The sequence below is a fragment of the Shigella sp. FC1967 genome (genome assembly GCF_001743005.1).
GTDB lineage: Bacteria > Pseudomonadota > Gammaproteobacteria > Enterobacterales > Enterobacteriaceae > Proteus.
In genome coordinates this window covers 1-395 of the sequence record NZ_MIIZ01001321.1, presented here as the reverse complement: position 1 = coordinate 395, position 395 = coordinate 1, and the positions used below count along the sequence as shown (strand labels likewise).

The 395-nt window shown below is 49.6% G+C and carries 1 protein-coding gene; it reads left to right on the top strand.

The annotated features are described in order from the left end of the window. The first annotated feature begins 142 nt into the window (after positions 1-142). Positions 143-316, top strand: a complete 174-nt coding sequence (locus BHE89_RS21650) for a hypothetical protein (RefSeq protein ID WP_458694252.1) — start codon at positions 143-145, stop codon at positions 314-316. Positions 317-395 lie beyond the last annotated feature (79 nt).

Below are 395 nucleotides of genomic sequence, written 5' to 3'. Positions count from 1 at the left end.
AACGAGCCAGGATTTTTCTACAAGGGAGACCCGGTTCAATACCATAAAGGGATGAGACTGGGCAAAGCCGTCCTGGACATCATGACCGACGGAAAACTTTCACATGTGAAAGTTCCTGTACGACAAGACGGAGAGTAATAGCGTGGAATTTGATTACGACAAGTCAGTATCAAACGCACATCTTGAGGCCGCAGGCTGGGGTATGGATGCCTTTAACCACTCCAACCCATTTGAGAGTCATGTCATCTATGTGCGTGACTACCGCAACGATCACATCCGCCTGTTCACCATCAAGCAGCTGACTTCGACACGATAAAGCTGCCGCTTCACCTTACCTCCGACATGCTGGCTTCGGTGATCGCTGAGTTCGTATCGAAGGCAGCAAAAGGGAAGTT